The organism is Kineosporiaceae bacterium (assembly GCA_016713225.1).
Taxonomy (GTDB): Bacteria; Actinomycetota; Actinomycetes; order Actinomycetales; family Kineosporiaceae; genus JADJPO01.
Genome location: JADJPO010000004.1, coordinates 492433 through 513367, shown reverse-complemented (window position 1 = coordinate 513367; position 20935 = coordinate 492433). Strand labels below are relative to the sequence as shown.

The window sequence follows — 20935 nt, the reverse complement described above, 5'->3', positions numbered from 1 at the left end:
CCTCCCGGGGGTGGGTGTGCCTGCTGGTCTTGCGTCGTCCCGCACTGCCCTTTACCTTGACGTAAAGGTAAAGCAAATGTGGGCCGTGGAACAGTCGAAGGTGGGGCCATGGGGTTCGAATTGTCCCGAGATCACGAGGACTTCCGTCGGGTGGTGCGCGAGTTCGCCGTCGATCACGTGGCCCCGCACAGCGCCGAATGGGACGCCGCGGCGCGGTTCCCGGTCGAGTTGGTGCCCCGGATGGGCGACCTGGGGCTGTTCGGGCTGATCGTGCCGGAGGAGTACGGCGGCAGCGGCGGCGACTTCACCAGCCTCTGTGTGGCCATCGAGGAACTCGGTCGCGTCGACCAGGCCGTCGGCATCACGCTGTCGGCGGGGGTCGGGCTCGGCATCACCCCGATCCTCACCTACGGCACGGACGAGCAGAAGCAGCAGTGGCTGCCCGATCTGGTCGCCGGTCGCGCGCTGGCGGCCTTCGGGCTCACCGAACCGGGCGCCGGGTCGGACGCCGGCGCCACCAGCACCCGCGCCGTCCGGGACGAGGCCACGAACGAATGGGTGATCGACGGCGCCAAGGCCTTCATCACCAACTCGGGGACACCCGTCACCAGCGTGATCACGGTGACCGCCCGCACCGGCACCCGCGAGAACGGTGCGCCCGAGATCAGCACGATCCTGGTGCCGGCGGGCACCCCCGGGCTGGTTGTCGAGGCCCCCTATCGCAAACTCGGCTGGCACTCCTCGGACACCCACGGGCTCGCGTTCGCGGGGTGCCGAGTGCCGGCGGCCAACCTGTTGGGTACCCGTGGCGGCGGGCTGCGGCAGTTCCTCGCCACGCTGGACGACGGCCGGATCGCGATCTCCGCGCTGGCGCTGGGGCTGTCGCGGGCCTGTCTGGAGGCGAGCGTCGAGTACGCAGGCACCCGGACGGCATTCGGCCGGCCCATCGGGTCGAACCAGTCGATCGCCTTCGCCCTGGCCGATCTCGCCGTGGCGGTGGACGCCGGCCGGTTGCTGACCTACCGCGCCGCCTGGCTGAAGGACCAGCTGCGCGCCGGTGCGGGCGGTGTGACGGCGGCCCAGGTGGGCGCGGCCGCGGCCCGAGCCAAGCTGCAGACCTCGACCACGGCGATGGACGCCGCGCGGCTGGCCACGCAGGTGTACGGCGGGTCGGGGTTCATCGAGGAGTACCCGGTGGCCCGCTACTACCGCGATGCCAAGATTCTCGAGGTCGGTGAGGGCACCAGTGAGATTCAGCGGTTGGTCATCGCCCGCGGCCTCGGTCTTCCGGTTCACTGATCGGGTGACGACGCGATGAGCCATGACCACTACGCCGAGGTGGCGGCCGCCCGCCGGGCCACACTCGCACCGTCCGAGGCCGGTGCGGCCAAGCTCGCCGGGCAGGGCAAACTGCCGGTGCGCGAACGGATCGCGCTGCTGTGCGACGACGGGTCGTTCGTCGAGGACGGCCAGCTGGCCAACGCCCCGGCCACCGCGGCCGGGGCCGGGCTGCCGGCTGACGGCGTGGTCACCGGGCGGGGCATGGTGGATGGCCGGCCGGTGATGGTGATCGCCAACGACCCCACGGTGAAGGCCGGCTCGTGGGGGGCGCGCACCGTCGAGAAGATGGTGCGGGCCACCGAAGCCGCTCTGCGCGAAGAGCTCCCCGTGTTCTGGCTGGTCGACTCCGCCGGTGCGCGGATCACCGATCAGGTGGAGCTGTTCCCCGGACGCCGCGGGGCCGGGCGGATCTTCCACCATCAGGTGATGCTCTCCGGCAAGGTGCCGCAGATCTGCTGCCTGTTCGGCCCGTCGGCTGCGGGTGGCGCCTACATCCCGGCGTTCTGCGACATCGTGATCATGGTCGAGGGCAACGCCAGCATGTATCTGGGCAGCCCGCGGATGGCCGAGATGGTGGTCGGCGAGATCGTCTCGCTGGAGGACATGGGTGGTGCCCGGATGCACTGCAGCGTCTCGGGGTGCGGCGACAACCTGGCCACCGACGACGCCGATGCGATCGAGCAGGCCAGGCTCTACTTCTCCTACCTGCCGACCTCGTGGCGCTCGACGCCGCCCACCTATCTGGCCGAGGCGCCGGTGCGGGCGATGAGCCGAGACCTGGTGCCGGAGAAGGAGTCGGTGCCGTTCGACGTCCACGACGTGGTCGAGGCACTGGTCGATGCGGACTCGTTCTTCGAGATCAAGCCGCTGTTCGCCGCCGAGCTCGTGGTGGGCTTCGGGCGGCTCGACGGGCGCAGCGTCGGGATCGTGGCCAACAACTCCGCGGTGCGCGGGGGAGTGCTGTTCGGTGACTCGGCGGACAAGGCGGCCCGGTTCATCTGGCTCTGCGACGCGTTCAACGTGCCGCTGGTCTACCTGGCCGACGTGCCCGGGTTCATGATCGGCTCGGAGGTGGAACGGCAGGGCATCATCCGCCACGGCGCCAAGATGATCACGGCGGTGTCGGAGGCGACGGTGCCACAGGTGTGTGTGGTGCTGCGCAAGGCCTACGGCGCCGGGCTGTACGCCATGGCGGGGCCGGGCTTCGGGCCGGACGCCACGCTCGCCCTACCCAGCGCCTCGATCGCGGTGATGGGTCCGCAGGCGGCGGTCAATGCGGTGTACGCCAACAAGATCGCCGCGATCGAGGACGACGCCGAGCGCGAGGCCTACGTCAGCGCCCGACGCCTGGAGTACGAAGAGGACGTCGACCTGCTGCGCCTGGCCGGTGACCTCGTCATCGACGCCGTCATCGAGCCCGGCGAGCTCCGCCGCGAGCTGGTGCTCCGCCTCACCTACGCCGCCGCCAAGGACCGCCGCATCACCGACAAGCGCCACGGCGTCCCGCCCGTCTGACCCAGCCCCACCAGTCCACCCACCCGTCCCCCTCCCGCCCGCCGCAACCCACCACCGCCTCACCCCCGCCCAAAGACCCGAGATGGCTGCCATTCCTTGGAAATGACAGCCATCTCGGGTCTTTGGGGCGGGAGGTGCTGGGGCGGACGAGGGCCGCGGGGATGAGCGTGGCAGCCGTTTGGGGTCTTTGGGGAGGGCTGAGGGTGTGGACAACGACCGAAGCACGGGCGGCTGTGGATGACGAGAGCGGCCACCAGCGCGGGTGGGGCACGGTGTGCGGCATGGCCCGCGCACCCGCCCCGCTGCCCAGGGGCCTGGACGCGGGGTTCACTGTGGCGCAGGGGCGCAGCCAAGGGGTGACTCGGGCACGGACGCGCAGCGGTGACCTGGTCGCCCCGACCTCCGGGGTCCGGATTCCGGGGGAACTCATGGTCGCCGACTCGATGGTCGAAGCCTTCCGGGCTCGATGCCGGGCGTTCGCGCTGGTGCTGCCCGAGCCGTGGGCCTACTCGCACCTCACCGCGGCCCGCCTGCTCGGGCTGCCTGTGGCGCAGTTCTGGTCACCTGAGGAACCGCTGCACGTCGTCCGGCCGACCTGGCTCTCAGCAGTACGCCGGCGCGGCACGGTGCATCACCGTGGACTGGAGCACCGTGGCGTGGTCACCCGTCACGGGCTGCCGCTGACCGTGCCGGCCGACACCTGGTGTGACGTCGCCGCTGGGCTGTCGCTCGAGGAGCGCGTCGTCCTCGGCGACGCCACGGTCAACGAGGAGTCGTCCGGCATCCCCCTGGCTGACCTGACCGAGGCCGTGACTCGGCGCGCCCGGGAGACCGGGGTGCGCGCGTTGCGTGAGGCCCTGCCGCTGGTGCGCACTCGTAGCCTGTCGCGGCGCGAGAGCCTGGTGCGACTGGCGATGCATCGCCGCGGGCTCCCCGAGCCTGAGCTCAACGTCGACGTGCTCGACGGGCTGGGCGGGTGGCTCGCCCGCCCTGACTTCGTCTGGCGCCGGCAACGTGTGATCGCTGAGTACGACGGCGAGCAGCATCGCCAGGACCTGCGGCAATGGCGACGCGACCACGTGATCCGGGCCGATCTGGTCGCCGAGGGGTGGCGGGTGCACACGTTCATCGACGCCGACCTGTCGAGACCCGCCGCCCTCGATCGCCGCATCGAAGCCATCGCCCACGACCTCGGCGTCACCCCCACCTGACCTTTCCGCCGTGGCGCGGTTGGCCCCACCTTCCGCCGCCAAAGACCCGAATAGGTCGTCATTTGCCGCCTATGACGACCATTTCGGGTCTTTGGTGGGAGGTGGGCTGGAGTGGGCGAGGGGGTGGTTGGGGAGGAACAGGGTTGGGGAGGAGCGGGATCAGGTGGTGGTGGCGGCCAGGTGGGCCAGGAACTCGGGGACGGCCATGGCGGCACCGAAGAAGGTGCCCTGGCCGATGTCGCAGCCCATTTCGGTGAGCACAGCGGCGGTGTCGGCGTCCTCGATGCCCTCCGCGACGACCTTCATGCCCAGCTCGTGCGCCATGGCGATGGTGTGGCGCACGATCGCTGTCGTCCGGGGCCGGGCCAGGTCGGTGATGAACACGCGGTCGAGTTTGAGCTCGCTGATCGGCAGTTCACGCAGGTAGGCCAGTGAGGAGTAGCCGGTGCCGAAGTCGTCGAGGGCCACGTGGACCCCGGCCTCCTGCCAGCGGTGCAACACCCCGGCGACCAGATCGGCGTCGGCGAGGAAGACGTCCTCGGTGATCTCGATGCGCAGGGCCTCGGTGGGCAGCCCGTGGGGCTTCAGACACCCGGGGATCCGTGCGGTGAGGGTCTCGTCGAGCAGGTCCGACGGGGTGAGGTTCAGACTCACCGGCACGCGGAAGCCCCGATCCCACCACTGGGCGACGGCGGCGACCGCCAGTTCGGTGACGGCAGCCGCGATCGGACGCATCAACCCGGTCTGCGCCGCCAGCGGCAGGAACGAGGCCGGCAGCAGCACGCCGTCCTGGGGGTGGCGCCACCGGGCCAGCGCCTCCGCGCCGCACAGCCGACCACGCCTGAGGTCCACCTGCGGCTGCAGATAGACCTCGAGGTCGCCCTGTTCCAGCGCCACCCGCAGTTCGCCGATCGGCGGCAGCCGGGTGGGCTGGTCCTCACCCGGGGCCACGTGGCTGACGCCGCCGCCCGAGCGCTTGGCCTGGCGCACCGCCTGCGAGGCCTGGTGCACCAGCTCGCGCGGGTCCTCCCGGGGCAGCCGGCAGGTCGCCACGCCCACGCTGGCCGCCACCTGGACGTCGCGTGGCCCGGTCGGCATGTTCACCCGGATGGGCGCATCCAACTGGGCGAGGAGGGCATGGGCCACCCGCTCGGCAGCCTCACGATCGGCGTCCGGCAGGACGACGGCGAACTCGTCCCCCCCGAGCCGGGCCAGCATCTGATTGGGTCGTAGGGCCGGTCGCAGGCGCGTGGCGATCTGGGCCAGGACGTCCTGGCCGCCGTCCGGACCGAGCGAGGCGACCAGGTCACTGAAGCGGTCGACGTCCAGCAGCAGCAACCCGATGCGGCTCGTCCAGCCGCCCGTGCCATCGCCGCCCGGGGTGTCGCGACCCGCCGACGCCTCGTCCGTCAACGCGTCCGAGAGGGCCTGGCGGCTCGCCAACCAGGTCAGACCGTCGCTCGCCACGGCACCGAGTGTCCTCCCTCACACCGAGCCCGCTCAACCGGGAGGGTCGGCCATTCACCCGGCCGAGAGGCACCGAGACGCGTGGTAATCAGCCGCCCACCGCTTTCGGTGACGGGGCGTGACGCCACAGCCTCGGCCAGTCCACCCCGAGATCGCGGGCCAGCTCACGCAGCAGAGGCACCGACACCCCGACGACGTTGTGGTGGTCGCCGTCGATCGCGCGCACGAACGCCGCGCCCAGGCCGTCGATGGTGAACGCCCCGGCCACCGCCAGCGGCTCGCCCGAGGCGACGTAGGCCTCGATCTCGGCGTCGCTCAGGTCGGCGAAGTGCACCGTGGTCGCGGCCACCGAACCGACGCACCCGCCGCCGCGCGCGGTGTCGAGCAGCCAGTGCCCGGTGTGCAGGACGCCGCTGCGCCCGCGCATCCGCTGCCAGCGCCGGCGCGCGTCGTCCGGGTCGGTCGGCTTGCCCATCACCTCGCCGTCCAGGTCGAGCATCGAGTCGCAGCCCAGCACCAGCGTGGACGAACCGTCGGCCGCGGCGAGCGATCCGGCGACGTCCTCGGCCTTGGCCCGGGCCAGGACCAGCACGACGTCCTCGGCCTCGGTCACGCCGTACCGGGCGACCACGTCGTCCTCGTCGACCGCCGAGACCACCACCTCGGGGTCGAGCCCGGCGGCACGCAGGGTGCGCAGCCGGGCGGGGGAAGCGCTGGCCAGGACCAGGCGGATCGGGCGCGCGGGGGCATCGGAGGCCTCGAGAGTGGCGTCGGTAACCGTGCGGGGCATGGCCAGGAGGCTAGCCGCCGCGCCAGCATGGGGCGCATGTCCACCACGGGTCCGTTCTTCGCTGCGCCCAAGTACCTCGACCAGATGGCCGACGGGACGATCAAACAGGTCAATCCGTTCAGCGGCACCGAGGTGTGGACCGTGCCGGGCCGGGGCAACCGGCCGTTGGGGATCGCCTCGCCCGATCCCTCGCCGCTGCGCCCCGAGGACGACGGCCGGCACTGCGCGTTCTGCAGCGAGCGCTATCTCGACACCCCACCCGAGAAGGGCCGGCTGGTGCGGGACGGCGCATCGGCCGGCGGCTATCGCACCGTCACGGGGACGACGGTCGAGACGGTGCACGACAGCGTCGCCGAGTTCCGGCGCATCCCGAACCTGTTCGAGATCATCTCCTACGACTACTGGCACCGGAACTACGGCCACACGCTCCCCGAGGCGGCGCGGGCGCATCGGGACGCCTACGTCGCCACCACGGCGGGTCGCGAACACCTGCGCGGCCTGGTCGACACGCGGCTGCGTTCTGCCGGGGAGAACCTGGCCACGCTGACGACGGCCGCCCGGCTGCAGGTGGCGGACGGGTTCTTCGGCGGGGGGCATGACGTGATCGTCGCCCGGCGGCACTTCGTGGACGACGCCACGCACGATCACCAGTTGGCCTCGGCCGGGACGCTGACCCCGGACGAGCACTACGCCTACGTCCAGTTCACCGTCGAGGCGATGCGCGAGCTGTACCTGGCCAATCGCTATGCCCGCTACGTCGCGGTGTTCCAGAACTGGCTCAAGCCGGCCGGGGCGTCCTTCGATCACCTGCACAAGCAACTGGTCTCGATCGACGAACGCGGGGTGCAGGCCGAGCTCGAGGTGCAGCGGGTGCGGGCGAATCCGAACCTCTACAACGAGGCGGCGGTGAACTACGCCGCCGCGCACAACCTGGTGGTGGCCGAGAATGATCACGCCATCGCCATCGCCGGGTTCGGCCACCGGTTCCCGGCCTTGGAGATCTTCTCCAAGAGCGGGCGCAGCCAACCGTGGAACCACAGCCCGGACGAACTACGGGCCATGTCGGACCTGATCCACGCCTGCCACGCCGCCACCGGCGCCGACGTGCCGAGCAACGAGGAGTGGCACCACAAGCCGCCGGACGTCGACGTGCCGATGCCGTGGCGCGTCGTCCTGAAGTGGCGGGTCTCGACCCTGGCCGGATTCGAGGGCGGCACCAAGATCTACCTCAACACCATCTCGCCCACCTCGGTACGCGACCGGGTGGTCGACCGGTTGTTCCGGCTCAAGGACGAGGGCCGCATCGCCCCGATGCGGATCGCGTTCGAGTGCTCGTGCGCGCCGAATGTGTTGCGGTACAACCCCTCCGTACGCCACGGAGCGATGAACGATCCCGAGTTCTGAGGGTCCCGGCGATCAGGACCATCCAGGTCAGCCGTACATCTCCTCGATCAGCTCGTTGTACGAGCGCATCACCACGGCGCGCTTGATCTTCAGGCTCGGGGTGAGCTCGCCCGAGGCGACGTCGAGCTCGCGCGGCAGGATCCGGAACTGCTTGATCTGCTCCCACCGGTTGAGGGTCAGGTTGACCTCGTCGATGGCCGTCTGGATCAGCTCGCGCACCCGCGGGTCGGTGTTCACCTGGTCGACCGCCACGCCGTGGGCCTGACTCCAGGACGTGGCGGCGTCCAGATCGAGGGCGACCAGGGCGCCGGGGAACTTGCGTCCGTCGGCGATCACCACCACCTGGCCGATCAGCGGACTGGAGGCCTTGATCGAGCCCTCGATCAGGCTCGGGGCGATGTACTTGCCACCGCTGGTCTTGACCAGGTCCTTCTTGCGGTCGGTGATCTTGACATAGCCGTCCGCGTCGACCTCGGCGACATCCCCGGTGGCCAGCCAGCCGTCAGGGCTGAGCACCTCGGCGGTCTGGTCGGGCAGGTTGTGGTACCCGCGCATCACCCCGGGCGAGCGGATCAACAGCTCGCCATCCTCGGCGATGCGCAGCTCGGTGTCGGGGAACGGGATGCCCACCGTGCCGATCCGGACGCCGCCCGGCCGGTTGACGATGCAGCCGCCCGAGGTCTCGGTCATGCCGTACCCCTCGAGGATCGGTAGTCCGGCGGCGGCGAACCACTCGGCGATCTGCGGGGCCAACGCGGCGCTGCCCGAGACCAGGATCTCGATCCGGCCGCCCAGCCGCTCGCGGATCTTGGTGAAGACCAGCTTGTCGGCCAGCCGGCGCTGCAGCCCGAGGATCGGCGGGATCGAGCGGCCGGCCTGTTCGCGGCGGACGCACTCGGTGCCCACCCGGAAGGCCCAGTCGAAGATCTTCGCCTTGGCCCCACCGGCCTCGGCGGTCATCGAGGTCACCCGGGCGTGCACCTTCTCGAAGATGCGGGGCGCCGCGGCCATGAAGGACGGCTGGATCGTCGCGAGATTGTCGACGATCTTGTCGATCCGGCCGTCCACCGCCGTGGTGAACCCGACGCCGTACTGGGCCGCGAGCAGCAGCTTGCCGAACGAGTGCGACAGTGGCAGCCACAGGAACTGCAGTTGGTCGGTGCGCACCACGCGGGTGTCCTCCACCGACTTGGCCAGGTAGACCCAGTTGCCGTGGGTGAGCTCGACACCCTTCGGCCGGCCGGTGGTGCCCGAGGTGTAGAGCAGCGTCGACAGGTGCTCGGGCAGCACGCCCGCCACCGCATCGTCCACCGCGGTGGGGTGGGCCTCGAGGTGGCGTCGGCCCTGCGCCTGCAGCTCGTCGAAGGTGATCACCCAGCCCTCGTCCCAGCTGCCGTCGGGTGCGGCGGCGGGCATCCCGGCCGGGTCGATCACCACGACGAGCCGGATGGCGGGCAGCTCGGCCCGGGAGCGCTCCAGTTTGGCCACCTGCCCGGCATCCTCGACCACCGCGATCACGGCGCCCGAGTCGGCCAGGATGTAGGCGACGTCGGATTCCTGGGTGTTGGGGTACACCGCTGCGGTGGCGCCCCCGGCCAGGGCGATGCCCAGGTCGACCAGGATCCACTCCAGCCGGGTCATCGAGACGATGGCCACCCGGTCCTCGTGGCTCACGCCGTGAGCCAGCAGGGCGGCCGCGATCTCGCGCGCCCGCCCATCGGTCTGACTCCAGCTCAGCGACGTCCAGCCCGATCCGTCCGGCGTCCGGAACGCCTCGCGGTCGGGGAGCAGCCGAACCCGCTCACCGAACAGGCTGGCCAGGGTGTGCGACATGTGGGCCTCCACATCGAGGGCGAGTGCTGCGCACATCATGCTGCTTGGTTGCCCTGCGCCGCCATGCGATCAGCGGTGGATTCGCTCGCGTCCCGCGTAGATGTTGAACCCGGTGCCGCGCGAGAACCCGATCAGGGTCAGTCCGGTCTCGCTCGCCAGGTCGACCGCCAGGGAGGACGGTGCCGACACCGCCGCCAGCACCGGGCACCCCGCGGTCACGGCTTTCTGCACCAGTTCGAAGGAGGCCCGGCCGCTGACCTGCAGCACCGCCCCGGTCAGCGGCAGGCGGCCCTGCTGGAGCGCCCAGCCCACGACCTTGTCCACGGCGTTGTGCCGGCCCACGTCCTCGCGCAGGCAGAGCAGCTCGCCGTCCGGGGTGAACAGACCCGCCGCGTGGACGCCGCCGGTGCGGGCGAAGGCGCGTTGTCCCTCGCGCAGTCGGTCGGGCAACGTGGCGAGGACGGCGGCGTCGAGCCGGATGTCGTCCGCCGACACGTCCGTGGTGCACCGGTCGCGGACCTGGTCGATCGACTCGGTGCCGCAGATGCCGCAGGCGCTGCTCACCCGGCGGGCCAGGGCGCGGCTCGGCGGGGCGACGTGTCGGGCCAGGCCCACCTCGACCACGTTGTAGGTGGGGTTGCCGTCGGCGTCCAGTGCGGCGTCCGGGCAATGGCGTGCCGCGGTGACGTCGTCCGCTGAGGTGATGACCCCGTCGCCGAGCAGGAATCCCAGCGCCAGCTCGAGGTCGTGGCCCGGGGTGCGCATGGTGACGGTGAAGGGTTCGCCCTCCGGGGCGCCCGCGTGGAGCAGCCGGATCTCGAGCGGTTCCTCGACGGCGAGCGTGTCGGCGCGATCGTGCATGCCGGCGTCCGGCCCCTCGATACGCACCCGCGTCACCGGACGCCGCGTGGTCATGGACACCGGCGCATCGTACGTTCGGTTCTGCCGCGTCGCTCGCGGCCAGCTGTTCGTGGTGAGGGCTCACTTCACCCATGCCCTGGTGATCATGCAATCCGTGCACGCGCTCAGATCGACGGCGTGCACGGATTGCATGATCACGGAGGTGGTGCGGCGGTCAGTGGATGAGCATCACGGCGACGCGTTCGGCATCGCTGCCGCATGCCGGGCAGGGGGTGCTGGCGGGCTCGGTGCCCTCGGGGAAGCGGACGTCGAAGTGATGCTCACGGCCGCCACCGGCCGGGCAGACGGGGGTGGTGCACTGATAGCGAACAGGGGTCATGGGATCCTCCGCGGGAGTGGATCGGCTCGGGCTGATCGGGGAGCCCGTCGTCAGCGACGGGGCCGGGGCGTTCCGTCCGTGGAATCACGACACGAGCCATGATCGAGATCGGCTCGGGTCTGAATGGTGCAGTCGTCGAAGGCATGGTCCAGGGCGGCCTGACGGCTGTCCTGGATATACCCACGGGCGCTGCCCGCCAAACATGTTCGGTGGGCCTCGTCGGTCGAGGTGAGAGATGACAACGATTGCGTGAGAAGGTGATTGCGCGCTTTGTGTCGGGATTGGTCCGATCTGGGCGTGCACTCGCGATGGCGGGTGATCAGCCGGCCGACCGAGGCACTCCCATGCCGGGGTCGATACGGGTCGGCCCGTTCTTGCCCGGTCGCACGTCGAAATCGAAGATCGCCGTCGGGATGTAGACCGTCGAACACGAATTCGGAATGTCGACCACGCCCGACAACCTGCCCTCGATGGGGGCGGCACCCAGGATCATGTAGGCCTGGATGTCGCTGTACCCGAAGGACTGCAGGTAGTCGATCGCGTGCAGGCAGGCCCGCTGGTAGGACAGATGGCTGTCGAGGTAACGCTGCTCGCCGTCCAGGGTCACCGAGGTGCCCGAGAAGGCCAGCCACTGGCTGTACTGCGGGTCGACGTTGCCCGGCATGAAGATGGCGTTCTCGCCGACCCCGTAGGCCGCCATGCCGCCCTTGATCAGGTCGACGTGCAGGTCCATGAACCCGCCCATCTCGATGGCCCCGCAGAACGTGATCTCACCGTCGCCCTGGGAGAAGTGCAGGTCGCCCATCGACAGGTTCGCTCCGTCGACGAAGACGGGATAGAAGACCCGGGTTCCCTTGGTGAGGTTCTTGATGTCCTGGTTGCCGCCGTTCTCGCGCGGCGGGGCGGTACGGGCGGCCTCGGCCGCGACCCGATCGAAGTCGGCGCCGGTCAGGCTGCCCAGGATGGCGCTGTCCGGCAGCGGCGGTAGGGCCAGTGGCGGCACCCGGTTCGGGTCGGTGTCGATCAGGGCCTGTTCGCGGGCATTCCACCGCGCCAGCAGAGCCGCCGAGGGTGCGGTACCCATCAGGCCCGGGTGCACGATGCCGGTGAACGAGACACCGGGGATGTGGCGCGACGTGGCCACGCCGCCGCGGAAGTCCCAGATCACCTTGTAGGCGTCAGGGAACTGCTCGGTCAGGAAGCCGCCCCCGTTGCGGGTGGCGAACACGCCGGTGTAGCCCCAACCCTGACCGGACAGCGGGCCGGAGTCCTCCTGCGGGATCGGGCCGACGTCCAGGATGTCGACGATCAGCAGGTCACCGGGCTGGGCACCCTCGACCGCGATCGGACCGGAGAGCACGTGAACGCCCGCCAACGGGGCATTGAGGATGTCGTCGGCGGAGTCGTCGTTGTGGATCGCGCCGTCGAACCACTCGCGACAGTGCACCCGGAAGGAGTCCCCGGGCTTGACGTGCACCTGCGCCGGGATGTCCGGGTGCCAGCGGTTGTGGCCGACGATGGCCTGATCGGTGAACGATTTCGTCGAGTCGAGCGGGAAGACGACCTGAGGCATGGCGAGCTCCTTCGAGCAGTGAGTCTGATCAGGCAGCGGCAGGTGCCGAAGCCGTTGGGACCGTTGCGGTTTCGCGAAGTCTCAGATAGAGCAGGCCGAACACGACCAGGCCGAACACGGCATAGCCGACGGCCCAGGCGGTGTTCGTGCCCTTCCAGTTGCCGGTGAGCAGCAGGAAGGCCGGCAGGACGCCGGTGACCCACCCCTGGACGGCCGCCACGCCGCCGGTGAAGCGGGTGAGGTGCTCGGCGCCGCGGGCCAGTACCAACCAGAACAGGGCCCAGAGGAAGGCCCAGTAGAGCCAGATGACGCCGAACGTCGCGTCCGTGGGGCTCCGCGTGAAGCTCAGGTAGGCGAACACCACGGCGCACACGGCGACGAAGCCGGAGAACCAGCCCAGCCCGCTGCCGTCCAGACCGAAGAACAGGTTGAAGGCGACGTAGAGGTAGGTGAAGCCGAACAGGTACAGGCCCGAGGCACCGAGGATCTGCTCGGCGTTCCCGTCGGCGGTGACGATCAGATAGGTGGGCGTGAACACCTGCAGCAGACCGACGAACACGTTCATCGGTGCCGCCGCCGTGCCCTTCACCCACCCCAGCAACATGGCGCCGTTGATGAACAGGACGGCGCCGACGTAGAGCAGCCCGACACTGCCCATGGCACACCTCCGGGGATGGGAGGGGACGGGAATGGAGGGGAATGCGTGGGGATGCGAGGGATGGTTCGCGCTGCGGGCTCGTCAGGGACGAGGCAGCCTCGCCAGGGCAGGGTTGACCTGTGGCTCGACCTGGCGGTTCGCCCGGCGGGTGGAGCCGGTGCGAGGTGGCGGTCCGGCCACGACCTCGGGCTCGACCCGCGAACGCTGCGCGGCGTCCAGCGCCGCGGTCAGCCCTCGGGGGGTCAGGGCCAGCCGTGGCGGGGTGAACACCCGGACCGCATCAGTCCCACAGGTGGGGCACGCCAGGGTGGCCGGCGCCGTCCCGATCGGGAACGTGGCATCGAAGCCAGGGTCGCTCTGCGCAGTGGAAGGGCAGGTGGTGGCGGTGCAGCGGTAGGCGAACGTTGCCATGGCACCCCCTGAGGTCAGGAGCAGTGACCGAACGGCATCCGAGCTGGGTTGGATGATTGGTCAATGGTCCTCATTGAGGGCTAATGAGTCAATAGTCCTATATCGCGCGACGGCGTTGAGCTCGGGAGGGCGTGGTAGTCATGGGTGATGCTGCTGCGCCAGTTGGAGTATGTGACGGCCTTGGCGCGAGAGCGTCACTTCGCCCGAGCCGCCGCGGTGTGCCACGTGAGCCAGCCGTCGTTGTCGGCCGGGATCGCGAAGCTCGAATCCGAACTGAAGGTCACGATCGTGGTGCGGGGCAGGCGGTTTGCCGGATTCACCCCGGAGGGTGAACAGGTCGTCAGCTGGGCTCGCCGCATCCTGGCCGATCGCGACGGACTGGCCCAGGAGTTGGCTGGGTTGCGCCGCGGCGTCGGGGGCCTGTTGCGGGTCTGCGCCATCCCGACCGCCGTGGTCACCGCCTCGATGCTCACCAGCGCGCTGTGCCATGCCCACCCGGGGGTTCGGGTGCGGCTGGACTCCGGGTCGAGCCGCGACATCGTGCGCCGGCTGGTCGATCTCGACCTCGACGCCGGGCTGACCTACACCGACAACGAGTCCTTGGGTGACGCCATCCGCGTCGTCCCGCTGTATCGCGAGCACTATCTGGCGTTGACCCCGGACGACGGCCCGCTGGGTGAGCGAGCCGAGGTCACCTGGGCCGAGGTCGCCGCGCTGCCGTTGTGCTTGTTCAGCCGCGACATGCAGCACCGGCGGATCCTGGACGGCTGCTTCGCCGAGACCGGGGTCGAGGTCACCCCCGCGGTCGAGACCGACTCGGTGGCGGCGCTGTACGCCCATGTCGCCTCGCGTCGGTGGTCCACGGTGATCGCGCACGTCTGGCTGGCCACGTTCGGGGTGCCCGAGGGGATGCGGGTGGTGCCGATCACCGGCGTCGAACGCACCCCCCAGGTCGGGCTGGTGCTGGCCGGTCGTGACCCGGAAGCCCCGTTGGTGCGGATGCTGCGCGACATCGCGGCGCAGGAGGATCTGGCCGGCCGGCTCGAGAGGCTGCGGCAGCGGTACCCGGGGGCGCCGTCCCTGGATTGATAGATGACGCCTATCAATCGATAGTCAGAAACGTCGCCGACGCGCTCGCGTGGCAGCGCCGGACGAGCCACCATGGCAGGGAGGTCTGTGTCGCCCGTCACGGTCCCTGCGGCCGGTCAGGCAGAGCCACGATGTCAGCGTCGAACGAGATCAGCGTTGATCGAGATCAGCGTTGATCGAGATCAGTGAGGTGAGTGGTGGCCGGCAACCGCCCGGTTGCGGAGGTGGTGGCAACCGCCGTTGCCGCCCATCGTGACGAACCAGGACCCCTGCTCGTGGTGCTCCAGGCCGTGGTGGCCGAGTTGGGTCACGTGCCGGACGCCGCGATCCGGCCGATCGCCGAGGCGCTGAACCTCTCCCGGGCGGAGGTGCACGGCGTGATCAGCTTCTATCACGACCTGCGCATCGAGCCGCCGGGCCGCGTCGTGGCCCAGGTCTGTCGGGCCGAGGCCTGTCAGTCGGTCGGCGCGAATGCCGTGCTGGACGGCGCCGCCGAGCGGCTCGCGGTGAAGGTCGGCACCACCGCCGAGGACGGCGCGCTGACCCTCGACGAGGTGTTCTGCCTGGGCAACTGTGCCCTCGGCCCGTCAGCCCTGATCGACGGCCGACTGCACGGCCGCCTGACCGCCGACAGATTGTCCGCGTTGATTCAGCAGCGCCTGCAGCAGACCGCCGCCCACGAGGCGGGAGCGACGGCATGAGCCAGAACCCACCCGCGGACCTGCGGATCCTGTTCGTCCCCTGCGACAGTGCGGCGCGTTCCGTCGGCGCCGACGAGGTCGCCGACGCGCTGGCTGCGCCGGCCGAGCAGGCCGGGTTCACCCTGGTGCGCAATGGATCGTGGGGCCTGCTCTGGCTGGAGCCATTGGTGGAGGTGATGGACGCCGCGCAGGTGCGCCACGCGTTCGGACCCGTCACAGCGGCCGATCTACCGGGATTGCTGGAGGCCGGGATGCTCACCGACCCGGCGGCCGCCGTCCACCCGTTGGCGCTCGGCCCGACCGAGCAGCTGCCCGCGCTGCGCGAGCAGCAGCGGGTGAGCTTCGCCCGGGTGGGCGTGATCGGTCCGCTGTTCCCCGAGCACTACCTGGCCCACGGTGGCCTGGTCGGACTGCGTCGGGCGCTGGAGCTGTCGCCGGCCCAGGTGGTCGAGGAGGTCACGGCGTCCGGGCTGCGGGGGCGCGGTGGCGCCGGATTCCCGGCCGGGATCAAGTGGAAGACGGTGCTCGACGCGCCGGGTGAGACCAAGTACATCGCCTGCAACGCCGACGAGGGCGACAGCGGCACCTTCGCCGACCGGATGCTGATGGAGGGTGACCCGTTCTCGACCCTCGAGGGCATGGCGATCGCCGCCTGGGCGACCGGGGCCACGCAGGGGTTCATCTACATCCGCTCGGAATACCCCGATGCCATCACCACGATGCGCTCGGCGATCGAGATCGCTTATGCCCGAGGCTGGTTGGGGCATTCGGTGCTCGGCTCGTCGCTCTCCTTCGACGTCAGCGTGCGGGTGGGGGCGGGTGCCTACATCTGTGGCGAGGAGACCTCGATGCTGTCGAGTCTCGAGGGACGCCGCGGCGAGGTGCGCGCCAAGCCGCCGCTGCCCGCCCTCGAGGGACTGTTCGGCAAGCCGACGGTGGTGAACAACCTGCTCACCCTGGCCACCGTGCCGGCCATCTTGGCGGACGGTGCCGAGGCCTATGCCGCGTTGGGCGTGGGGCGTTCCCGGGGCACTCAGGTGTTCCAGCTGGCCGGCAACATCGCTCGCGGCGGCATCGTCGAGACCGCGTTCGGCGTCAGCCTGGGTGAGCTGGTCGAGCGGTGGGGCGGCGGGACGGCGTCCGGCCGACCGATCGGTGGGGTGCAGGTGGGCGGCCCGCTGGGCGCGTACCTGACGCCGGAGAAGTTCGACCTGCCGATGGACTACGAGGCGTTCGCCGCGGCTGGGGCCATGGTCGGCCACGGCGGCATCGTGGTCTTCGACGACACCATCGACTGGGCCGCCCAGGCCCGGTTCGCGATGGAGTTCTGCGCCGCCGAGTCGTGCGGCAAGTGCACCCCGTGCCGCATCGGGTCGACCCGCGGCGTCGAGGTCATCGACAAGATCACGGCCGGTATCGACCGTGAGGCGAATCTGCAGTTGCTGGACGACCTGTGCGAGCTGATGACCGACGGCTCGCTGTGCGCCATGGGCGGTCTGACGCCCATGCCGGTCAGAAGCGCTGTGGACCAATGGCTCCGGGCCGGCGATGACGCTGTGAACCGGCAGCCGCAGGAGGTGGCTCGATGAGCCTGACCGACGAACGCGATCTGGGAACCCCTGCCCGCGAGGGCGAGGCGACCACCACGGTGACGATCGACGGCCACGAGATCAGCGTGCCCGCCGGGACCTCGGTGTTGCGGGCCGCGGCGCTGGCCGGCGTCGACATCCCCAAGCTGTGCGCCACCGACTCGTTGGAGGCGTTCGGGTCGTGCCGGATGTGCCTGGTCGAGGTGGACGGCGCCAAGGGCACCCCGGCGTCCTGCACCACGCCGTGCCGCGAGGGCATGCAGGTGCACACCGACACCGACACGTTGCGTCGCCTGCGGCGCAACGTGATGGAGCTGTACATCTCCGACCACCCGCTGGACTGCCTGACCTGCGCGGCCAACGGCGACTGCGAACTGCAGGACGTGGCCGGGGTGGTCGGGCTGCGCGACGTCCGGTATGGATATGCGGGGGAGAACCACCTCGACGCGCCCACCGACGACTCCAACCCCTACTTCAGCTTCGAGTCGAGCAAGTGCATCGTCTGCTCGCGGTGCGTGCGGGCCTGCGACGAGGTGCAGGGCACCCTGGCGCTGACCATCGTCGGCCGCGGCTTCGACTCCAAAGTGGCTGCCAGCGAGGGGGGTTCGTTCTTCGACTCCGAGTGCGTCTCGTGTGGGGCCTGCGTGCAGGCCTGCCCGACCGCGACCCTGAGCGAGAAGAGCCTGATCCAGATCGGTACACCCACCCGATCGGTGAAGACCACCTGCGCCTACTGCGGCGTCGGGTGCTCGTTCCGGGCCGAACTGTCCGGCGACACCGTGGTGCGCATGGTGCCCGACAAGGACGGCGGCGCCAACGAGGGCCACTCCTGCGTCAAGGGCCGCTTCGCCTGGGGGTATGCCACCCACAAGGAGCGGGTCACCGCCCCGATGATCCGCGACTCGGTGGACCAGCCGTGGCGTGAGGTCGGCTGGGACGAGGCCATCGCCTACACCGGACGGCGGTTGCGCGAGATCCAGGATGCCCACGGCGTGAGCGCGATCGGGGCGATCACCTCCTCGCGGTGCACCAACGAAGAGGTCTACGTCGTCCAGAAGATGGTGCGGGCGGCGTTCGGCAACAACAACGTCGACACCTGCGCCCGGGTCTGTCACTCACCGACCGGGTACGGGTTGAAGCAGACCTTCGGCACCTCGGCCGGCACCCAGAACTTCCGGTCGGTGGCCAAGGCCGACGTCATCCTGCTGATCGGGGCCAACCCGACCGACGGCCACCCGGTGTTCGCCTCGCGCATGAAGCGCCGGCTGCGGCAGGGCGCCAAGTTGATCGTGGTCGACCCGCGCCGCATCGACCTGGTGCGCTCACCGCACATCGAGGCGTCCCATCACCTGCAGCTGCAGCCCGGCACCAATGTCGCGGTGGTCAATGCCCTGGCGCACGTGATCGTCACCGAGGGTCTGATGGACGCCGCGTTCGTCGCGGAGCGCTGCGAGGGCACCGACGAGTGGGTCGAGTTCATCTCGCGGCCCGAGAACTCACCCGAGGCGATCGAGGAGATCACCCGCGTCCCGGCGTCCGAGATGCGTTCTGCGGCACGGCTCTACGCGAGCGCACCCAATGCGGCCATCTACTACGGCCTGGGCGTCACCGAGCACTCGCAGGGCTCGACCATGGTCATGGGCATGGCCAACCTGGCGATGGCCACGGGCAACATCGGTCGCGAGGGTGTCGGGGTCAACCCGTTGCGTGGCCAGAACAACGTGCAGGGTTCGTGTGACATGGGCTCGTTCCCGCACGAGCTGCCCGGGTACCGGCACGTCTCGGACGACACGGTGCGGTCGGTGTTCGAGACCCTCTGGGGCCGTGAGCTTGCGGCCGAGCCGGGGTTGCGGATCCCGAACATGTTCGATGCCGCGATCGACGGCACGTTCAAGGCGCTCTACATCCAGGGTGAGGACCTGGCGCAGTCCGACCCGAACACCCGCCACGTGATGGCGGCGCTGGGTGCGCTGGAGTTGGTCGTCGTCCAGGACCTGTTCCTGAACGAGACCGCCAAGCTGGCCCACGTGTTCTTGCCGGGGACGTCGTTCCTCGAGAAGGACGGCACGTTCACCAACGCCGAGCGGCGGATCAACCGGGTGCGTCCGGTGATGGATCCGAAGAATCTCGACTCGGCCGGGGTGTTCAAGCACGAGTGGCAGATCGTGTGTGACGTGGCCCAGGCCATGGGGTACCCGATGAGCTACGAGCACTCGAGTCAGATCATGGACGAGATCGCGATCACCACGCCGACCTTCGCCGGGGTCAGTTTCGCGCGCCTCGACGCCACCGGATCGGTGCAGTGGCCGTGCAACGACGCCGCGCCCGACGGCACGCCGATCATGCACGTGGAGAAGTTCGTGCGCGGCAAGGGGCATCTGATCCCGACGCCGTACGTGCCGACGGAGGAACGCTCGACGCGCAAGTTCCCGCTGATCCTGACCACGGGGCGCATCCTGAGTCAGTACAACGTCGGCTCGCAGACCCGGCGCACCGAGAACGTGCGCTGGCACGCGGAGGACGTGCTCGAGATCCACCCGCACGATGCCGAGGTGCGCGGGATCCGGGACGGCGACGCGGTGCAGCTGGCCTCGCGGGTGGGCGCGACGGTGCTGCACGCTCAGATCGCCGACCGGATGCCGGTGGGTGTGGTGTACACGACGTTCCACCACCCGGTGACCGGCGCCAACGTGGTGACCACCGAGCACTCCGACTGGGCGACCAACTGCCCGGAGTACAAGGTGACCGCGGTGCAGGTCGAGCCGGCCACCCGTCTGGAATCGGAATCCGTTGCCGGGCAACCTCATGCCTCGGGCGCATCGACCCAGGTGCGATTGGCCAACGACCTGGCCGCGCAGTTCACCCAGGTCGCTCAGGTCGCCCACGAGAAGGCGGTGGCCGCCATCGCCGGGCACCTGCGGGACTCGTGGGAACCGCGGATGCGCGCCCAGCTGGCCGCTCACGTAGCGGCCGGTGGTGAAGGGCTCGACCCGTTGGTGGTCGAGGCGGTGACCGCATCGGCCCCTCTCCCGCGGTGATCACGCGGGGTGGGACGACCTATGCTGCCCGGCATGGCTGAGACGCTGCACCTGACCGCGACGCTGGAGAAGCGTGGCCCCGCGGGGGCCTTCATCCTCACCGACGAGCAGGTGGCCGCCCTGGCGGACGGCGCCAAGACGTTCCCGGTGACGGTGACCGTCAACGGCCACGCCCTGGCCTTGCGGCTCGCACGGATGGGCGGCGAGAACCTGATCGGGCTGAACAAGGCGATGCGGGCCGAGGCCGGCGTCGAGGTGGGAGAGAGGCTCGAGGTCGAGATCGCCGCGGACGCCGCGCCGCGCACCGTCGAGGTGCCGGACGACCTCGCGGCGGCCCTGGCCGCCGATGAGCAGGCCGCCGCGGCGTTCGAGAAGCTGGCCTACTCGCACCGCAAGGAGTACGTCCGCTGGGTCACCGAGGCCAAGCGCGAACAGACCCGCGCCGACCGGATCGCCAAGGCCGTCGAGATGGTGCGCGCCGGTCAGACCCGCTGAGTCGTAGCCTGACGGCATGATCACTGCTGCGCCCGATCATCTCCACCTGGTGTTGCGGGGCGAAGGCCTCGACGAGGTCGAGGCGTTGCCGACCCCGCGCGTCCTCCAGCGCGGCGCCGTCCGGGCGGTGATCGAACGGGACGGTCTGCTGCTGATGGCCCACTCGACCGTCGTGGGCGACTACGGCTTCCCGGGTGGCGGTATCGAGGACGGCGAGAGTCTGGACGACGCGCTCCGCCGCGAACTGCGTGAGGAACTCGGTGCCGAGCTGCTGGAGGTGGGCGAGCACCTGGGTACCGTCGTGCAGCGCCGGCGGTCGATCTTCCCGGCGGAGGCCGACATCTTCGAGGCCACCCACCGCTATCTGGCGTGCCGCGTCGCCGAGGACCGGCACCCGGTGCGGCTGGAGGCCTACGAGCGTGAGCTCGGCCTGGTGTCGCGGTGGGTCACTCCGCAGTCGGCGCTGGTGGCCAACCGGGTGATCGCCGCCGAGTTGGTGGCCACCAACCCCTGGATCCCGCGGGAGATCGCGGTGCTGGAGTGGCTGATCGGTCGGGGCTGAGCCGGGCAACTCGCCCGG

18 protein-coding genes are annotated in these 20935 nt (G+C 70.1%); 10 read left to right on the top strand and 8 right to left on the bottom strand.

Annotated elements, in window-relative coordinates; genetic code table 11:
- The first annotated feature begins 108 nt into the window (after positions 1-108).
- The 3 genes from IPK24_18790 to IPK24_18780 all read left to right on the top strand — a co-directional run bounded on the left by IPK24_18790 (position 109) and on the right by IPK24_18780 (position 4067).
- The gene (locus IPK24_18790; protein ID MBK8077559.1) at positions 109-1299 is read left to right on the top strand and encodes an acyl-CoA dehydrogenase family protein; all 1191 of its coding nucleotides are present in this window, start codon (positions 109-111) and stop codon (positions 1297-1299) included.
- Between the two features lie 15 nt (positions 1300-1314).
- Complete coding sequence (locus IPK24_18785; GenBank protein ID MBK8077558.1) at positions 1315-2856, top strand: acyl-CoA carboxylase subunit beta; 1542 nt, start codon at positions 1315-1317, stop codon at positions 2854-2856.
- 281 nt (positions 2857-3137) lie between these two features.
- A complete protein-coding gene (locus IPK24_18780; GenBank protein MBK8077557.1) occupies positions 3138-4067 on the top strand; it encodes a hypothetical protein in 930 nt (309 codons plus the stop codon).
- Between the two features lie 159 nt (positions 4068-4226).
- Here IPK24_18780 and IPK24_18775 read toward each other — a convergent pair whose 3' ends face one another.
- Together IPK24_18775 and maf are read right to left on the bottom strand one after the other, a co-directional pair.
- Positions 4227-5534, bottom strand: a complete 1308-nt coding sequence (locus IPK24_18775) for a bifunctional diguanylate cyclase/phosphodiesterase (protein ID MBK8077556.1) — start codon at positions 5532-5534, stop codon at positions 4227-4229.
- Between the two features lie 88 nt (positions 5535-5622).
- A complete protein-coding gene (gene maf / locus IPK24_18770) occupies positions 5623-6324 on the bottom strand; it encodes a septum formation inhibitor Maf (GenBank protein MBK8077555.1) in 702 nt (233 codons plus the stop codon).
- Positions 6325-6360: 36 nt separating this feature from the next.
- Between maf and IPK24_18765 the strand changes: the two genes are divergently transcribed.
- The gene (locus tag IPK24_18765) at positions 6361-7728 is read left to right on the top strand and encodes a DUF4921 family protein (protein ID MBK8077554.1); all 1368 of its coding nucleotides are present in this window, start codon (positions 6361-6363) and stop codon (positions 7726-7728) included.
- A gap of 27 nt (positions 7729-7755) precedes the next feature.
- Here IPK24_18765 and IPK24_18760 read toward each other — a convergent pair whose 3' ends face one another.
- The 6 genes from IPK24_18760 to IPK24_18735 all read right to left on the bottom strand — a co-directional run bounded on the left by IPK24_18760 (position 7756) and on the right by IPK24_18735 (position 13359).
- Positions 7756-9561, bottom strand: coding sequence for a long-chain fatty acid--CoA ligase (locus IPK24_18760; protein ID MBK8077553.1), 1806 nt, complete (start codon positions 9559-9561; stop codon positions 7756-7758).
- Between the two features lie 69 nt (positions 9562-9630).
- Positions 9631-10476, bottom strand: a complete 846-nt coding sequence (fdhD, locus tag IPK24_18755) for a formate dehydrogenase accessory sulfurtransferase FdhD (GenBank protein MBK8077552.1) — start codon at positions 10474-10476, stop codon at positions 9631-9633.
- Between the two features lie 160 nt (positions 10477-10636).
- Positions 10637-10801 carry a hypothetical protein gene (locus IPK24_18750; GenBank protein ID MBK8077551.1) on the bottom strand — a complete coding sequence of 55 codons (165 nt, stop codon included), beginning with the start codon at positions 10799-10801 and terminating at the stop codon, positions 10637-10639.
- A gap of 319 nt (positions 10802-11120) precedes the next feature.
- The gene (locus tag IPK24_18745) at positions 11121-12374 is read right to left on the bottom strand and encodes an acetamidase/formamidase family protein (GenBank protein MBK8077550.1); all 1254 of its coding nucleotides are present in this window, start codon (positions 12372-12374) and stop codon (positions 11121-11123) included.
- 28 nt (positions 12375-12402) lie between these two features.
- On the bottom strand, positions 12403-13032 hold the full coding sequence (locus tag IPK24_18740) for an AmiS/UreI family transporter (protein ID MBK8077549.1): 630 nt from the start codon (positions 13030-13032) through the stop codon (positions 12403-12405).
- An 81-nt stretch (positions 13033-13113) separates the two neighbouring features.
- The gene (locus tag IPK24_18735) at positions 13114-13359 is read right to left on the bottom strand and encodes a zinc ribbon domain-containing protein (GenBank protein MBK8077548.1); all 246 of its coding nucleotides are present in this window, start codon (positions 13357-13359) and stop codon (positions 13114-13116) included.
- 231 nt (positions 13360-13590) lie between these two features.
- Between IPK24_18735 and IPK24_18730 the strand changes: the two genes are divergently transcribed.
- The 6 genes from IPK24_18730 to IPK24_18705 all read left to right on the top strand — a co-directional run bounded on the left by IPK24_18730 (position 13591) and on the right by IPK24_18705 (position 20917).
- Positions 13591-14532 carry a LysR family transcriptional regulator gene (locus tag IPK24_18730; protein ID MBK8077547.1) on the top strand — a complete coding sequence of 314 codons (942 nt, stop codon included), beginning with the start codon at positions 13591-13593 and terminating at the stop codon, positions 14530-14532.
- Positions 14533-14729: 197 nt separating this feature from the next.
- Positions 14730-15233, top strand: a complete 504-nt coding sequence (locus tag IPK24_18725) for an NAD(P)H-dependent oxidoreductase subunit E (protein MBK8077546.1) — start codon at positions 14730-14732, stop codon at positions 15231-15233.
- Complete coding sequence (locus IPK24_18720; GenBank protein MBK8077545.1) at positions 15230-16822, top strand: formate dehydrogenase; 1593 nt, start codon at positions 15230-15232, stop codon at positions 16820-16822. The genes IPK24_18725 and IPK24_18720 overlap by 4 nt, the downstream gene beginning before the upstream one ends.
- On the top strand, positions 16819-19860 hold the full coding sequence (gene fdhF / locus IPK24_18715; protein ID MBK8077544.1) for a formate dehydrogenase subunit alpha: 3042 nt from the start codon (positions 16819-16821) through the stop codon (positions 19858-19860). Before IPK24_18720 ends, fdhF begins: the two co-directional genes overlap by 4 nt.
- Positions 19861-19893: 33 nt before the next feature.
- Entirely contained in the window at positions 19894-20355 is a 462-nt protein-coding gene (locus IPK24_18710; protein MBK8077543.1) for a DUF1905 domain-containing protein, read from the top strand.
- 16 nt (positions 20356-20371) lie between these two features.
- Positions 20372-20917: an NUDIX domain-containing protein gene (locus IPK24_18705; GenBank protein ID MBK8077542.1), complete on the top strand. Its 546-nt coding sequence runs from the start codon at positions 20372-20374 to the stop codon at positions 20915-20917.
- Positions 20918-20935: the final 18 nt, after the last annotated feature.

Excerpts from the sequence above, each read along its gene's own strand:
- IPK24_18790 (MBK8077559.1), top strand. The coding sequence starts at position 109 with ATGGGGTTCGAATTGTCCCGAGATCACGAGGACTTCCGTCGGGTGGTG.
- IPK24_18785 (MBK8077558.1), top strand. The coding sequence starts at position 1,315 with ATGAGCCATGACCACTACGCCGAGGTGGCGGCCGCCCGCCGGGCCACA.
- IPK24_18780 (MBK8077557.1), top strand. The coding sequence starts at position 3,138 with ATGGCCCGCGCACCCGCCCCGCTGCCCAGGGGCCTGGACGCGGGGTTC.
- maf (MBK8077555.1), bottom strand. The coding sequence starts at position 6,324 with ATGCCCCGCACGGTTACCGACGCCACTCTCGAGGCCTCCGATGCCCCC.
- IPK24_18765 (MBK8077554.1), top strand. The coding sequence starts at position 6,361 with ATGTCCACCACGGGTCCGTTCTTCGCTGCGCCCAAGTACCTCGACCAG.
- IPK24_18760 (MBK8077553.1), bottom strand. The coding sequence starts at position 9,561 with ATGTCGCACACCCTGGCCAGCCTGTTCGGTGAGCGGGTTCGGCTGCTC.
- fdhD (MBK8077552.1), bottom strand. The coding sequence starts at position 10,476 with ATGACCACGCGGCGTCCGGTGACGCGGGTGCGTATCGAGGGGCCGGAC.
- IPK24_18750 (MBK8077551.1), bottom strand. The coding sequence starts at position 10,801 with ATGACCCCTGTTCGCTATCAGTGCACCACCCCCGTCTGCCCGGCCGGT.
- IPK24_18745 (MBK8077550.1), bottom strand. The coding sequence starts at position 12,374 with ATGCCTCAGGTCGTCTTCCCGCTCGACTCGACGAAATCGTTCACCGAT.
- IPK24_18740 (MBK8077549.1), bottom strand. The coding sequence starts at position 13,032 with ATGGGCAGTGTCGGGCTGCTCTACGTCGGCGCCGTCCTGTTCATCAAC.
- IPK24_18730 (MBK8077547.1), top strand. The coding sequence starts at position 13,591 with ATGCTGCTGCGCCAGTTGGAGTATGTGACGGCCTTGGCGCGAGAGCGT.
- IPK24_18720 (MBK8077545.1), top strand. The coding sequence starts at position 15,230 with ATGAGCCAGAACCCACCCGCGGACCTGCGGATCCTGTTCGTCCCCTGC.
- fdhF (MBK8077544.1), top strand. The coding sequence starts at position 16,819 with ATGAGCCTGACCGACGAACGCGATCTGGGAACCCCTGCCCGCGAGGGC.
- IPK24_18710 (MBK8077543.1), top strand. The coding sequence starts at position 19,894 with ATGGCTGAGACGCTGCACCTGACCGCGACGCTGGAGAAGCGTGGCCCC.
- IPK24_18705 (MBK8077542.1), top strand. The coding sequence starts at position 20,372 with ATGATCACTGCTGCGCCCGATCATCTCCACCTGGTGTTGCGGGGCGAA.